At 49.4% G+C, this 14,467-nt stretch carries 9 protein-coding genes and 5 pseudogenes; 5 read left to right on the top strand and 9 right to left on the bottom strand.

From position 1 onward, the window contains the following. Positions 1-8: 8 nt before the first annotated feature. The 4 genes from ptsI to cysZ all read right to left on the bottom strand — a co-directional run bounded on the left by ptsI (position 9) and on the right by cysZ (position 4,464). Positions 9-1,736, bottom strand: a complete 1,728-nt coding sequence (gene ptsI, locus LU633_RS18085; RefSeq protein ID WP_016190133.1) for a phosphoenolpyruvate-protein phosphotransferase PtsI — start codon at positions 1,734-1,736, stop codon at positions 9-11. A gap of 217 nt (positions 1,737-1,953) precedes the next feature. Beyond that, entirely contained in the window at positions 1,954-2,211 is a 258-nt protein-coding gene (gene ptsH / locus LU633_RS18080) for a phosphocarrier protein Hpr (protein WP_016190132.1), read from the bottom strand. 391 nt (positions 2,212-2,602) lie between these two features. Then, positions 2,603-3,574, bottom strand: coding sequence for a cysteine synthase A (gene cysK, locus LU633_RS18075; RefSeq protein ID WP_016190131.1), 972 nt, complete (start codon positions 3,572-3,574; stop codon positions 2,603-2,605). Between the two features lie 128 nt (positions 3,575-3,702). Next, positions 3,703-4,464 carry a sulfate transporter CysZ gene (gene cysZ / locus LU633_RS18070; RefSeq protein ID WP_016190130.1) on the bottom strand — a complete coding sequence of 254 codons (762 nt, stop codon included), beginning with the start codon at positions 4,462-4,464 and terminating at the stop codon, positions 3,703-3,705. Between the two features lie 216 nt (positions 4,465-4,680). Between cysZ and zipA the strand changes: the two genes are divergently transcribed. The 4 genes and pseudogenes from zipA to LU633_RS18050 all read left to right on the top strand — a co-directional run bounded on the left by zipA (position 4,681) and on the right by LU633_RS18050 (position 9,094). Beyond that, on the top strand, positions 4,681-5,601 hold the full coding sequence (gene zipA, locus LU633_RS18065) for a cell division protein ZipA (protein ID WP_016190129.1): 921 nt from the start codon (positions 4,681-4,683) through the stop codon (positions 5,599-5,601). A 77-nt stretch (positions 5,602-5,678) separates the two neighbouring features. Beyond that, complete coding sequence (gene ligA / locus LU633_RS18060) at positions 5,679-7,697, top strand: NAD-dependent DNA ligase LigA (RefSeq protein WP_016190128.1); 2,019 nt, start codon at positions 5,679-5,681, stop codon at positions 7,695-7,697. 1 nt (position 7,698) lies between these two features. Further along, positions 7,699-7,919 (top strand): annotated as a pseudogene (locus LU633_RS18055) (DUF3820 family protein). 136 nt (positions 7,920-8,055) lie between these two features. Then, positions 8,056-9,094, top strand: a pseudogene (locus LU633_RS18050) (IS481 family transposase). Between the two features lie 132 nt (positions 9,095-9,226). Here LU633_RS18050 and LU633_RS18045 read toward each other — a convergent pair. Continuing rightward, positions 9,227-10,222, bottom strand: a complete 996-nt coding sequence (locus tag LU633_RS18045; protein WP_016190124.1) for a bile acid:sodium symporter family protein — start codon at positions 10,220-10,222, stop codon at positions 9,227-9,229. A 195-nt stretch (positions 10,223-10,417) separates the two neighbouring features. Here LU633_RS18045 and LU633_RS18040 point away from each other — a divergent pair. Continuing rightward, positions 10,418-11,468: pseudogene (locus tag LU633_RS18040) on the top strand (IS256 family transposase); the annotation flags it as partial. Positions 11,469-11,533: 65 nt separating this feature from the next. Here the strand turns inward: LU633_RS18040 and LU633_RS18035 are convergent. The 4 genes and pseudogenes from LU633_RS18035 to cysM all read right to left on the bottom strand — a co-directional run. Further along, positions 11,534-11,946 (bottom strand): annotated as a pseudogene (locus LU633_RS18035) (IS481 family transposase); the annotation flags it as partial. Between the two features lie 170 nt (positions 11,947-12,116). Then, entirely contained in the window at positions 12,117-12,806 is a 690-nt protein-coding gene (locus tag LU633_RS18030; protein WP_040465312.1) for a GntR family transcriptional regulator, read from the bottom strand. A gap of 61 nt (positions 12,807-12,867) precedes the next feature. Beyond that, positions 12,868-13,167 (bottom strand): annotated as a pseudogene (locus tag LU633_RS25985) (ATP-binding protein); the annotation flags it as partial. A 194-nt stretch (positions 13,168-13,361) separates the two neighbouring features. Then, complete coding sequence (gene cysM, locus LU633_RS18025) at positions 13,362-14,240, bottom strand: cysteine synthase CysM (protein WP_016190118.1); 879 nt, start codon at positions 14,238-14,240, stop codon at positions 13,362-13,364. Positions 14,241-14,467 lie beyond the last annotated feature (227 nt).

Below are 14,467 nucleotides of genomic sequence, written 5' to 3'. Positions count from 1 at the left end.
ATCTGGTATCAGCAGTGTGTTTTTTCTTCAATGAACTTGTTAACCAGGTTCATCAACTCTTCCGCAGTAGGTTGAGCCATGGCCTGCTCTGCTAACGCTTTTACATCTTTGAAATTCGTATTGCGGATGATTTTCTTGATGCGCGGAATAGAAATGGCACTCATGCTGAACTCGTCAAGTCCCATACCCAGTAGAAGTAGTGTAGCACGTTCATCACCAGCCAGCTCACCACACATTCCAGTCCATTTTCCTTCGGCATGCGATGCATCAATGACTTGTTTGATGAGTGTCAGCACTGAAGGCGTCATGGGGTTATAAAGATGTGAGATAAGATCGTTACCGCGATCGACGGCGAGCGTATATTGCGTCAAATCGTTGGTGCCGATGCTAAAGAAGTCCACTTCTTTAACCAGATGATGAGCAATGGCGGCAGAAGCTGGGGTTTCAACCATAATGCCGACTTCGATAGTTTCATCGAAAGCTTTGCCTTCGTCGCGCAGCTGAGATTTCAGTTTTTCCAGTTCGGCTTTTAGAATACGCACTTCTTCAACTGAAATAACCATTGGAAACATAATTCGCAGCTTGCCAAATGCCGAGGCACGAAGGATTGCGCGCAACTGAGCACGCAGAATTTCTGGGCGATCCATCGCGATACGGATTGCCCGCCAGCCCAGGAAAGGATTGTCTTCTTTTGGCAGATTCATATAGGGGAGATCTTTATCACCACCGATATCCATGGTGCGTACAATAACTGCTTGTTGACCCATGGCTTCAGCAACAGCTTTGTAAGCCTGAAATTGTTCTTCTTCGCTGGGTAATGAATCACGATCCATAAAAAGGAATTCGGTACGATATAAACCGACGCCTTCAGCACCATTTCGTTCTGCCCCGGCTACATCTCGCACGGTGCCGATGTTGGCGCACACTTCGACCTGATGACCATCAAGCGTGATGGCAGGTAGATCTTTCAGTTTCGCAAGTTCCTTTTTCTCGCTTGCGTACTGCGTATGGATGGCTTTTAACTCATCAATCTTTTCCTGAGGCGGATTGATATAAATATTATTATTGACGCCATCAAGAATTAGAAAATCACCATTTTTAACCTGAGCGGTCACATTCCCTGTTCCAACAATGGCCGGTAATTCAAGTGAACGAGCCATAATCGAAGTATGTGACGTTCTACCGCCTAAATCGGTAATGAAACCAAGAACTTTGTCCAGATTTAATTGCGCAGTTTCTGAGGGGGTCAGATCTTTTGCGACCAGTATCACTTCTTCTGCGATAGCGCTGAGTTCGACGATCTGCAGGCCCAGTATGTTCTGCAGTAAACGTTTGCCAATATCCCGAACGTCGGCAGCACGCTCTTTCAGATATTCATCATCAAGTCCTTCCAGGGCTTTTGCCTGGCCTTCGATAACAGAATGAACGGCCATGTCGGCAGAAGCCAAATCGTCTTTGATTAGGGAGATGATTTCCTGCTCAAGTTCCTCATCTTCAAGCAACATAATGTGGCCTTCAAAGATTGCTTCTTTTTCTTCACCGAAAGTTTCGCCAGCTTTGATTTTTATCACTTCCAGCTGTGCTGCTGCTTTATCACGGCCTTCAAGGAAACGCTGGACTTCTTGTCCGGTCTGATCGGCAGAAATTTTTTTCCTGTTGAGAACTATTTCGTCTTCTTTAAGCAGAAGTGCTTTGCCAAAAGTGATACCTGGTGATGCTAAAATGCCTGAAATCATAACCCTACCTTTTTTAATAACGGACAACTGCCATGACTGTCATTCCTGAAACTATTGGCCACATGTTAATTTTGTAAACCCGTTGTCAATGTCACTTAAGCAGAATGAAACTGTTGATTGACAGTGAAAACCATACATAAACGCGCTGTCGCGAATTCAGCATTCGCGACAGCGTCAGTGGCAAAAATTTCTAAGACCCGCCTGAGAGAATAAATGCTTATTCAAGCTCTGCCATTAGCTTAATCAGGTGTTCAACGGCTTTTTGTTCGTCTTCACCTTCAGCAGAAAGCGTGACAACGGTGCCCTGGGTTAAACCAAGCGTTTGCAACTTGAACAAACTCTTGGCGCTGGCAGATTTGCCATTGGAAGTGACCGTGATTTCAGAGGTGAAAGCTTTAGCCTCTTTCACGAACTGAGCAGCAGGGCGGGTATGAAGGCCGTTCGGTGCGGTAATGGTAACTTCTTGCTGGAACATTATATTTCCCCAACTTAATTTGATTTTGTGTTGTCGTTCTAAAGTCTGGCTATATAGCTGAACTTTAGACTGAATAAGTCGCGCTTGACTGCGTGCGGAGACGTGCCACAAAATGCGCAAATAAGGATTACGAGGCCACGGGTCTGTAACTGGTTTTTTTACTCGCATTCCATCAACCATTATGCCGTGTTTTGCGCCGCTCCGCCAAACCAGTAAATTAATTTAGCTTGATCCATTTCATGGAGCGATTAATTTTGTGGTTCGAAATAATTGCGAGCCTTGATACCAGACCCTAAAGGGTAAATGCAATCCAGGTGGGGGCAAAAATTTGATGTACTCCACAAAAAAGCACCCTTTTGGGTGCTTTTTTAGAAAATTCGGAGACCACAGATCACTGCTGTAGCTCTTTCTCAGTGAAAATATCGGCAAAAAGTGCTGTGCTGAGGTAGCGTTCACCGGAAGAAGGAAGGATGACGACGATATTTTTTTCTGCAAATGAGGCCTCCTGCTGGAGTTTCAGCGCCGCCGCCACGGCAGCCCCTGAAGATATCCCTGCAAGGATGCCTTCCTCCTGCATCAGACGGCGCGCGCTGGAGATGGCTTCCTCATTGGTAATTGTCACCACACGATCCACCAGGCTCAGATCCAAATTACTGGGAATAAAGCCCGCCCCGATGCCCTGGATTTTATGTGGACCCGGTTTGATTTCATCACCTGCCAGCGCTTGTGTGATAACTGGCGAGTCGGCTGGCTCCACGGCCACAGTAAGCAACTCTTTTTTACCTTGGGTATTTTTAATAAATCTGCTGACACCTGTTAATGTTCCACCGGTCCCCACTCCAGCGATAAAGACATCAAGATTACCCTCTGTATCTTCCCAAATTTCCGGCCCCGTGGTTTTTTCATGAATTTCTGGGTTGGCAGGATTACTAAATTGTTGTAATAGAACGAATTTATCAGGATCGCTGGCGACAATCTCTTCTGCTTTGCTGATTGCGCCTTTCATACCTTTGGCACCTTCGGTCAAAACGAGGTTTGCGCCCAGTGCTTTAAGCAGCTTGCGACGTTCCACGCTCATCGTTTCGGGCATTGTCAGGGTAAGTTTGTATCCGCGTGCGGCAGCAACGTACGCCAGTGCAATACCTGTATTACCGCTGGTGGGTTCCACCAGTTCTTTGCCGGGAGTGAGAATGCCTCGTTTTTCTGCATCCCAAATCATATTTGATCCAATACGACATTTGATACTGAAGCTCGGATTACGGGATTCAACTTTTGCCAGAATGCGGCCATTGCCCACGCGGTTCAGTCGAACCAGTGGCGTATGACCGATTGTTAACGAGTTATCTTCATAGATCTTACCCATGGCCCATCCTTAACTGTATGAAATTGTGGCATCCTTGAGAGCATACCGCGTTGAATCTTCCTGAGAAGTGAAGAAATCGTATATGCATATGTATTGCGGCAATAAGGGCTAATAAAAAGGTATAAGGGCTAGCGAACTGCGCTTACATTATTCTTATATCGGTCAACCCACATTGCCGTTGCGCCACATACCGCAATCGGCATGATGATCAGGTTGAGCAGGGGGATCATGGTGAACAGGCTGACGAGAGTACCAAATTGCATATTGTCAGTTTTATGCTCTCGCAGGGCATTGCGCATTTGATGAAAGCTGACTTTGTGATTGTCAAAAGGATAATCACAATATTGAATTGACAGTACCCAGGCACTGAAAAAAAACCATAGCAGGGGAACGATAGTCTGGCCTAATCCCGGTATAAAGTATAACAAGAGGAGCATGACTGCGCGGGGTAAGTACCATGCCAGTTTTTGTAACTCGCGCTTCAGAACACGCGGAAGGTCTCTCAGAATGCCAGTCAGTTCCGCATTGGGTGACGGTTTTCCCGTCAATACGGCTTCAAGTTGTTCAGATAACAGCCCACAAAACGGTGCTGCAATCCAGTTTGCTACCGTTGAAAAAAAATAACTGAAAACCAATAAAATGGTTATGACGGTTATCGGCCATAGCAGATAGCTCAACCATCCCAACCAGCCGGGAACATGAGACATCATTGCGGGTAGCCATTGGCCTAACTGCATAAACAACCAAAAAAACGCCATCCCCATGAGTAAAAAATTAACCATTAAAGGAATGATAACGAAACGGCGGATTCCAGGCAGGCGTATCAGTTTCCAACCTTCAAGAAAATAGTGAATTCCATTAGTTTGAGACACTGTAGTGGCATTGGACATCTGCTGCTTTCCTTATTTAAATATCTGATGATGCTATCATATTGCGACTGTAGATATTGACTGAAGTAAAATTGGACAAAAAATAGCAAAAAACTGTGCTGATCCACGGTTATTTGTCAGAAAATACTGCACGGACTTGCACTTGTGAACCAGGGCAAATACATTTAAGAGATAAAGTTTGCCACTGTGGCAAGGTATTGGAATACAGAGAGTGTAATGGTGCAGGATTTGCGTCTGATATTGATCGTAGTTGGCGCGATTGCAATAATAGCGCTTCTACTTCACGGCTTGTGGACAAGCAGCAAAGAGCGCTCGTCGATTTTCCGTGATCGCCCGCATAAGCGTATAAAACCCAACAGAGAAGAATCGTTCCAGGAGGACGATGACAGACATCAAAACTCGCCACTCAGGGTTAAGCGTGCGCTGCTGGAAGATGAGGACGCCGAGGATGACTATTCTGACGTGACTGTGTCTCCAGCTGCTGCCAAACCACAGCAGGTACCGACACGACCGCGGGACACGCAGTCCGAGATCGATCCCTTACTGGATGCCGAAACCGATCAGGAGCCTGAAACTACCCTCATTCATCAGCAGTCATCTCCGCCTGTTCACTCTGTGCCTGAAAACAGCATGCAACCTGCAGAACCACAGATTGAAGTTGTGCGGGAAAAAGCGGGCCCGGCAGCGGAAAGCCCTGTTGCAAAGTCTGAACGTTCGAAAGAAACGGTACTGGTACTTCATGTCGCTGCCCACGTCGGCGGCGTGCTGAATGGCGAGGCCTTGCTGCAGGGTATTTTACAGGCTGGATTTCAATTCGGCGAAATGAACATCTTTCATCGCCATTTGAGTCCGGCAGGCAGCGGTCCGGTGTTGTTCAGCCTTGCTAATATGGTTAAGCCCGGTTCATTTAATCCTGATGAAATGTCTGATTTTTCAACTCCCGGTATATCCATTTTTATGATGGTACCTTCATACGGAGATGCTAATCAGAATTTCAAATTGATGTTGCAGTCTGCGCAGCGTATTGCTGACGATGTCGGCGGCGTGGTTTTGGATGATGAACGCCGTATGATGACGCCGCAGAAACTCGAAGCCTATAAAGCGCGTATTCGGGAGGTGACAGAGGTTAACGGTTAAGGCCGGTTCCCCCTGTTTTATCCTGTATTCTCACTACCCCCGCTCAGACGGGGGTTTTTTATGTTAATGGTATCATTATGGAATCCGTACAAGACAAAATCACCGCCCTGCAAACCACGCTTCGCCATTATGAATATCAATATCACGTTCTGGATGCACCCGCAGTGCCGGATGCAGAATATGATCGGCTGATGGCTGAACTCCGCCAGCTGGAAGAAGCGAATCCGCAGCTGATCGCGCCGGATTCCCCCACTCAGCGCGTTGGCGCTGCACCACTGAGCGTCTTTGAGCAAGTCACTCATGATGTACCAATGTTATCTCTGGATAATGCTTTTGATGAAACGAGCTACCTTGCGTTTAATAGACGGCTACAGGAAAGATTAAAGCGAACTGATGAAATCACCTTCTGCTGTGAACTAAAGCTGGATGGTCTTGCCGTCAGTCTTCTTTATGAAAATGGATTACTTATTCGTGCTGCAACCCGCGGTGATGGCACCACGGGTGAAAATATAACGGCCAACGTTCGGACTATCCGCGCGGTGCCGTTACGGTTGGTGGGTGAAAACGTGCCGACACGAATTGAGGTGCGTGGCGAGGTTTTTATGCCACAGGCGGGTTTTGAAGTGCTTAATGACGAAGCGCGTAAAACGGGTAATAAAGTTTTCGCCAACCCCCGCAATGCCGCTGCCGGTTCACTGCGCCAACTTGACCCCCGCATTACTGCTCGCCGCCCGCTGGCTTTTTTATGTTATGGGGTTGGGCTGGTTGAAGAGGGGGAATTGCCTCACAGCCACTGGGATCGTCTGCAACAGCTTAAGATGTGGGGGCTACCGGTTAGCAATCGCATTCAGCTGTGCAACAGCCCGGCAGAGGTTCTGGCCTATTATCATAACGTCAAACAGGAACGAGCGACCCTGGGTTTTGATATCGATGGCGTGGTAATCAAAGTTGACTCGCAGGATCTGCAAAAGCAGCTTGGATTTGTGGCAAGGGCACCACGTTGGGCTGTTGCCTTCAAATTTCCCGCACAGGAGCAGATAACTACCGTGCGGGATGTTGAGTTCCAGGTGGGGCGTACGGGCGCTATTACCCCGGTTGCTCGCCTTGAGCCTGTGCAGGTTGCTGGAGTGATGGTCAGTAATGCGACTTTGCATAATGCTGATGAAATCAATCGACTTGGACTTCGCATTGGCGATCGCGTGATCGTCCGGCGGGCTGGCGATGTTATCCCTCAGGTGGTCGGCGTAATGGAATCAGAGCGGTCACTGGATGCAAAAGAGGTTGTTTTTCCATCACATTGTCCGGTTTGCGGCTCAGATATTGAGCGGGTCGAAGGCGAGGTGGTTGCACGTTGTACCGGGGGGCTTATCTGCGGTGCGCAGCGAAAGGGTGCGTTAAAACACTTTGTCTCACGCCGGGCAATGGATGTGGATGGCCTTGGCGATAAAATCATCGACCAACTGGTTGAAAAAGAATATGTCAAAACGCCAGCCGATCTCTTTTTTCTCAGTACTGGCAAACTGACCGGTCTTGACCGCATGGGCGTAAAATCGGCACAGAACGTGGTCAATGCGCTGGAAAAGGCGAAAAAAACAACCTTGGCTCGATTCCTTTATGCGCTTGGTATCAGCGAAGTGGGAGAGGCCACGGCCGCAAATCTTGCTGCACATTTTGGCTCTCTGGAAAAAATTATTGATGCGGATATTGACAGCTTAATTGCCGTTCAGGATGTAGGGGCAGTAGTGGCTGCACATGTTCGCAATTTTATGGGTGAAGAAAGTAACCGTGAAGTGATTCGTCAGTTGACTGAGGAAGCCGGGGTATCCTGGCCCGCAGTAACGGTTGTGAACGCAGAAGAAATTGACAGTCCTTTTGCAGGTAAAACGGTGGTGCTAACCGGTTCGCTGTCAGTGTTGTCTCGCGATGAAGCAAAAGACCGTTTGACCGCACTGGGTGCAAAAGTCAGCGGCAGCGTGTCGAAAAAAACCAATCTGGTGATTGCCGGGGAAGCGGCAGGTTCTAAGCTGGCGAAAGCCCAGGAGCTGGGAATTGATGTTATTGACGAAGCAGAAATGATCCGTTTACTGGGTGAGTAGAATGGAAAAAGAGCAGCTGATTGAAATAGCCACTACCGCGATGCCGTTTGGCAAATATCGTGGCAGGGCCTTGATCGATCTTCTTGAGCCATATTTACTGTGGTTTGCCCGCGAGGGTGCGTCTCCTGCCGGACACCCTGGCGAGTTAATGCAGAGCTAACATTGACAATAAAAACAGAAGGACCTGAAGGGTTAATCGAATCGTTCAGAGTCGAAAAGTGAGGGCTTCCATCAAGCATAAGCGCGTGTGTTTATGTGTATTAGTCGCGACTTGATCTGACACTGGACCTTGAAAGGTTGAGAGTTACCGGTTTTGATATGGGTGTCTAATCCTTAAACAAAACGCGAGGTCACTCTCATGCTTCATACTAACAATCCCATCATCAAACACAAAGCCGGCCTGCTCAATCTCGCCGAAGAACTTGGTAACGTATCAAAAGCCTGCAAGATCATGGGCGTGTCGCGCGACACGTTTTACCGTTATCAGGAACTGGCTGCTGAAGGTGGCATCGATGCACTGGTTAACCAGAACCGCCGGGTTCCCAACCTGAAGAACCGCGCCGACGAAGCCACTGAACGCGCGGTTGTTGAATATGCCGTTGAGTTCCCGGCCCACGGGCAGCACCGGACCAGTAATGAGCTGCGTAAAAAAGGCGTGTTTATCTCCGGCAGCGGCGTGCGGTCCATCTGGCAACGGCACGATCTGGAGAACTTCCGTAAACGCCTGAAGGCGCCTGAGGAAAAAGTTGCCAGAGAAGGCATCGTGCTTACCGATGCCCCAATCGCCGCGCTGGAGAAAAAGGCGCATGATGATGAGGCCAGCGGCGAAATCGAGACGGCTCATCCGGGTTATCTCGGGTCGCAGGACACCTTCTGTGCTGGCAATCTGAAAGGGGGGCCGTATCTGCCCGCAGACGTTCGTGGATACGTACCCGAAAGTGGCACACTGCAAGCGGTATACGAGTAAAACACCGATCACTGCCGCCGACCTGCTCAATGATCGCGTACTGCCGTTCTGTGAGGCCCAGGGGCTGCCGGTGCTGAGAATACTGACCGACAGGGGAACGGAGTACTGTGGTAAGGTGGAGCAGCATGATTACCAGTTGTATCTGGCCATCAACGGTATCGCCCATACGAAAACGAAGGCGATGTCTCCGCAGACGAACGGCATCTGCGAGCACTTCCATAAAACGATTTTGCAGGATTTTTATCAGGTTACGTTCCGCAAGAAGTGATATGGGGACCTGGAGAGCCTGCAGGCAGATCTGGACAACTGGTTGTGGCATTACAATAATGAGCGAACTCATCAGGGAAAAATGTGCTGCGGGCGTACGCCAATGGCCACGTTACCTGATGGAAAACGGGTCTGGGCAGAAAAGGATCTGAACCAGATGTAATCTGACAGACACCTGTATAAATAACCGGTAACTGTCAGATCAGGTCTAAGCTAGTACAGTTTATGCTTGATGGATCGCTGGCTGTCTACCTGCTCACCCTTATTTAATCTGAGACCACACCAGACTCAGTTATCAGGACGATTTAGCCCGCGCCGCTTCCACCTGTTTTTCTCCGGATTTTTTATAACGCTGTGCCAGCACAGAACAGGTCATTAACTGAACCTGATGGAAAATCATTAATGGCAACACGATGATCCCTACTGCCGCCGAAGGAAACAGAATGTTTGCCATAGGGACGCCATTTGCCAGACTTTTCTTCGATCCACAAAACAGAATCGTGATTTCATCCGGGCGGTTGAACCCGAAAATGCGCGCTGTCAGCAGGTTGATGGAGAGTACCACCAGCAATAAACCCAGGCTTCCAACGAGGATATAAAGTAGCGTGCTTACACCAACGCGGTGCCAGATGCCATTGACAACCGCCTCACTGAAGGCGGAATACACCACCAGCAGAATTGATGCCTGATCTGTTTTGCCAATCAGTCCACGATTTTTTTCGACCCAGTCAGCAATCCAGCGGCGAGAAATATGACCCAGTACGAAGGGTAATAACAGTTGCAGCATGATTTTGCCTATCTGTTCCAGATTCCCCCCGGCTGCGTCATTGTGTACGTTCATCACCAACCCAACCAACATGGGCGAAATAAATACGCCAAGCAGGCTGGAGGCTGAGGCACTACAAACTGCGGCAGCGACGTTGCCACCCGCAAGTGAAGTCAGTGCAATAGCAGACTGTACCGTGGCAGGCAAAATGCAAAGATAAAGAAAACCCGTATAAATTTCTTTGCCGACCGGCAGAGGGTGCCACCAGACAAAGAGCAGACCAAGTGCAGGAAAGAGAACAAAAATGCTAAACATCACCCACAGGTGCAATCGCCAGTGGCTTCCGCCCGCAATGATTTTTTCTCGTGACAGCTTGGCACCATGCATAAAAAACAGCAGTGCAATGGCGGCGGTCGTCAGCCATTCAAAAAAATCGACGAAGTGGCCACGAGCAGGAATAAAGGTGGCAAGCAGAACGGTGACGATCAATTTAATCATCAAAGGATCAAGGCGGAACAGGCGCATTAGGAATGTCCATTTAATGAGAGCAAGACGCTATTGTGCGGCGTGTATGTTTAGAAATAAAATTGATTTATTGAATTCGTATATGAAAAAAATAGATGAATTATTTGTACCCGCTCAGACCTGATCTGACAGTTACTGGTGAGCCAGTACATAGATTTGTGTAATTGCCTGATTTTGATATGTTCAATCCAGCATCAAAATCAGCCAGAACCGGCGACCAACGCCCGCAACGTCCACACCCAAAAGACGGTTATCACCGGCGATGGCCCGCCGGAGCTGCGTACACCGCGCGATCGTGATGGCTCCTTTGAACCGCAACGGGTGAAGAAAAACCAGACCCGGAGCACCGGGGTAGATAACCAAATCTTATCGTTGTACGCCAAAGGGATAACCACCCGCGAGATAGCGGCCGCGTTCAAAGAGCTGTATGACGCCGATGTCTCGCCAGCGCTGGTCTCAAAGGTAGCTGATGCCGTCATGGAGCAGGTCACCGGATGGCAAAACCGGCCACTGGATGCCGTTTGTCCCATCGTTTACCCTGACTGTATCGTCCTGAAGGTCCGGCAGGACAGTCGCGTCATCAATAAATCCGTGTTCCTTGCCCCGGGTATCAACATCGAAGGCCAGAAAGAACTGCCGGGTATGTGGCTGGCCGAAAACGAGGGCGCGAAGTTCTGGCTCCATGTGCTGGCCGAATTAAAAAATCGCGGCCTGAACGATATCCTCATCGCCTGTGTTGATGGTCTGAAGGGCTTCCCGGACGCTATCAACGCAGTGTATCCGCAGGCCCGCGTCCAGCTGTGCGTCGTGCATATGGTGCGCAACAGTCTGCGGTTTGTCTCCTGCAAGGGCTACAAAGCCGTCACCCGTAGCCTGAAAGCCATCTGTCAGGTCCCCACGGAAGAAGCAGGCGCGGGAAGCGTTCGCCGGCACCCGGGACAGCCGCTACCCCCAAATAAGCCGGAGCTGGCAGGCAAACCGGGCCAGCCTGTCGACGTTCTTCGCTTACCCGGCAGACATCCGCAAGACGCTCGACACGACCAGCGCCATCGAGCCGCTGAACAGCGTGATCCGGGATGCCATCAAGAAGCGGAAGGTGTTCCCGACTGACGACGCAGTGAAAAAGGAGGTGTGGCTGGCAATCCAGGCCGCATCACAGAAATGGACAATGCCGCTGAGAGACTGGCGCATGGCAATGAGCCGCTTTATTATCGGGTTCGGTGTCCGCCCGGACGGCCACTACTGAGAAAAGGCATTTACACAGAATCATGTACAGGGTATTACTGGTTACTTATACAGTTATCTGTCAGATTACATCTGGTCCAGATTCTTTTCTGCCCGGACCCGTTTTCCATCAGGTAACCTGGCCACTGGTGTTCGCCCGCAGAACATTTTTCCCTGATGAGTTCGCTCATTATTGTCATGCCACAACCACTTATCCGTATCTGACCGCAGGCTTTCCGGGCCCCCGTGTAACGTCTTGCGGAACGCAACCTGATAAAAACCCTGCAAATGGTTTTATGGAACCGCTCGCAGATGCCGTTCGTCTGCGGAGACATCGCCTTCGTTTTCGTATGGTCGATATCGTTGATGGCCGGATAAAGCTGATAATCATGCCGCTCCACCTTACCACAGCACTCCGTTCCTCTGTCGGTAAGTATTCTCAGCATTGGCAGTCCCTGAGCCTCACAGAGCGGCTGTACGCGATCATTGAGCAGGCCTGCTTTGTGTTTGATGATGAAATTGTGAGTATGAAGCATGAGGATTACCTCGTGTTTTGTATAAGGATTCGACACCCATATCAAAACCGGTAACTCTCAACCTTTCAGGGTCCAGTGTCAGATCAAATCGCGACTAATACACCTTACATGCCGGTAAATTATTCCTGCGAATATTAACCGACGAGGGCATCCTTCAGACTTAATGAGTTGGGCGCAATTTCCCGCAGATCCAGCTGCTGTTCGAAATGTTCAAGATGCTCTACCATTGTCTTTTGCGCCAGCTCCTGCTCTCCCTCTCTTAAAGCCGACACTATCTCTGCATGCTCGTCACACAGACAAACGGAGAGATCGTTGCGCTGGTAAAGAGAGACAATTAATGAACTTCTTACCATGAGATTTGCAAGAATTTCTTCCAGCACCTTATTGCCGCCTATTTTAGCCAGCAATAAATGAAACTGGCAGAGTTCACGAACAACTTCACGACGATCAGCACGGGCAACGGCAATCTGTTCGACACGCAGGCGATGATGAAGCTCATCAGCGAAGTCAGTCATTAGTTGAGGGGTGATACAGGAAATGATCGCGCATTCAATAGCCCGCCGCGCAACGAAAACCTCCCGGGCTTCGCTCGCTTCAGGCCTGGAGACCATCGCGCCTTTGTTAGGCTCAATGGTGACAATGTGTTGTAGTGCCATCCTTTGTAGCGCCGTCTGCACATGATTACGATTTGCTTTCAATACATCAACAATTTGCGCCTCAATCAGACGCATGCCTGGCTTCAGTCGATGTTGCGCAATCGCCAGTGACAGCGTCTCAACAATACGTTCAACTTCTTGTTTCTTGGTGGGAACCACTTTACTCAACCCTGGCCTCTCCAACATAACTGCGGGTATTTATCACAGAATTCTACATTTGTTGGCAGATTTAAACCACCCAATGAGACAGACACAGAGTGCGTTCCAGCCCACCCTCTTTACCGTTAATGGCGCTCACTTCACCTTGATGTGCCAGTACCACTTTGCGCACTATCGAGAGCCCCCGGCCAGACCCTTTTCCTGACAAAAGCGAATTAATGCGAACGAAGGGATCAAAAAATACTGGAAAGTTTATCAGCCAGACCCTTGATCGCTAACATTGATCACCAGCCAGGCATCTTCCTGACCTAATATAATCCTGACCTTGCAGAGAAAACCGCAGAGCGTTGCGCGCAACGTTTTCACCTGCCAGGGCAAGTTTCGCAGCATTTTTTACTCAATCCTTACAGTGTAATCATCCGGCTGCAACGTAGATTGCGTACAGGCAATATAAAATAGCGATGAAACACCGTAGCTGAAGTGAAAAAGGGATGAAACAGGGCGGATTTAACTCTGGTCAACCAGAATAGCTGATTGTCTAATCCTGGTTGATTGTTACGAAAATTAATAAACGCCAGTGGAGAGATACCTGTCACCGCGATCGCAAATTATCGCTACAATGATGCTCCCCGGGTATTCTCTGGCAATACGCATCGCTCCTGCCACTGATCCACCTGAGCTGACACCACAAAAGATGCCTTCACGCTGAGCCAGTAAGCGCATCGTCTGCTCTGCTTCATCCTGTGCCATGTCAATAATCCGATCAACCAGCTCCGGCCGGTAAATGGCCGGCAAATAAGCCTGAGGCCAGCGGCGGATTCCGGGAATGCTGCTCCCTTCCATCGGTTGCAGCCCCACGACGCTTACGCAGTCACTTTGCTCTTTAAAATAGCGCCCTACGCCAGTAATGGTGCCCGTCGTCCCCATGCTGGAGACGAAGTGTGTCAGCCGACCAGCTGATTGTGCCCAGATTTCAGGCCCTGTACTGCGATAATGAGCCAAAGGGTTATCAGGATTATTGAACTGATCCAACACCTTACCTTCCCCCCTGGACGCCATCGCCCTGGCAAGATCCCGCGCACCTTCCATCCCTTGAGAACGACTGACCAGGATCAATTCAGCCCCATAAGCCCGCATGGCTGCCTGCCTCTCTACACTCATATTTTCCGGCATCAGCAGCTTCAGTTTGTAGCCCTTCAGCGCGGAAATCATCGCGAGCGCAATACCCGTATTGCCACTGGTCGCCTCAATGAGCACGTCGCCCGGGGAAATTTCTTCACGCTGTTCAGCCATCTGAATCATCGATAATGCCGCTCGATCTTTAACAGAGCCCGCAGGGTTGTTACCTTCCAGCTTCAGCCAGATTTCACTGCCGCCGGGTGGTGTCAGTCGCTGTAGTTTGATGAGCGGCGTATTGCCGATGGTATGTTCCAGAGTCGTCACAATACAAATATCCAGACGTGGGCCAGCGTGCTGGCGGTAAATAATCTGCCTGCATAGCAGGCGGCTTTGACAAGGCCATCATAAAAAGGCCAAAGCGGTAACCTTAAAAACTACGTTGCGTTTACCATTCTATTTCCTCAGAGAATACATCTGAGGAAGGTTCATCTCTGCTCATGCTATTAACCCCCTTGATTTGCTGGCAACAAACTGGGGCCTTATTGCATGGG

The organism is Erwinia tracheiphila (assembly GCF_021365465.1).
In the GTDB taxonomy this organism is placed as follows: domain Bacteria; phylum Pseudomonadota; class Gammaproteobacteria; order Enterobacterales; family Enterobacteriaceae; genus Erwinia; species Erwinia tracheiphila.
This window is presented reverse-complemented; position numbering and strand designations above follow the sequence as displayed.

Excerpts from the sequence above, each read along its gene's own strand:
- ptsI (WP_016190133.1), bottom strand. The coding sequence starts at position 1,736 with ATGATTTCAGGCATTTTAGCATCACCAGGTATCACTTTTGGCAAAGCA.
- ptsH (WP_016190132.1), bottom strand. The coding sequence starts at position 2,211 with ATGTTCCAGCAAGAAGTTACCATTACCGCACCGAACGGCCTTCATACC.
- cysK (WP_016190131.1), bottom strand. The coding sequence starts at position 3,574 with ATGGGTAAGATCTATGAAGATAACTCGTTAACAATCGGTCATACGCCA.
- cysZ (WP_016190130.1), bottom strand. The coding sequence starts at position 4,464 with ATGTCCAATGCCACTACAGTGTCTCAAACTAATGGAATTCACTATTTT.
- zipA (WP_016190129.1), top strand. The coding sequence starts at position 4,681 with ATGGTGCAGGATTTGCGTCTGATATTGATCGTAGTTGGCGCGATTGCA.
- ligA (WP_016190128.1), top strand. The coding sequence starts at position 5,679 with ATGGAATCCGTACAAGACAAAATCACCGCCCTGCAAACCACGCTTCGC.
- LU633_RS18045 (WP_016190124.1), bottom strand. The coding sequence starts at position 10,222 with ATGCGCCTGTTCCGCCTTGATCCTTTGATGATTAAATTGATCGTCACC.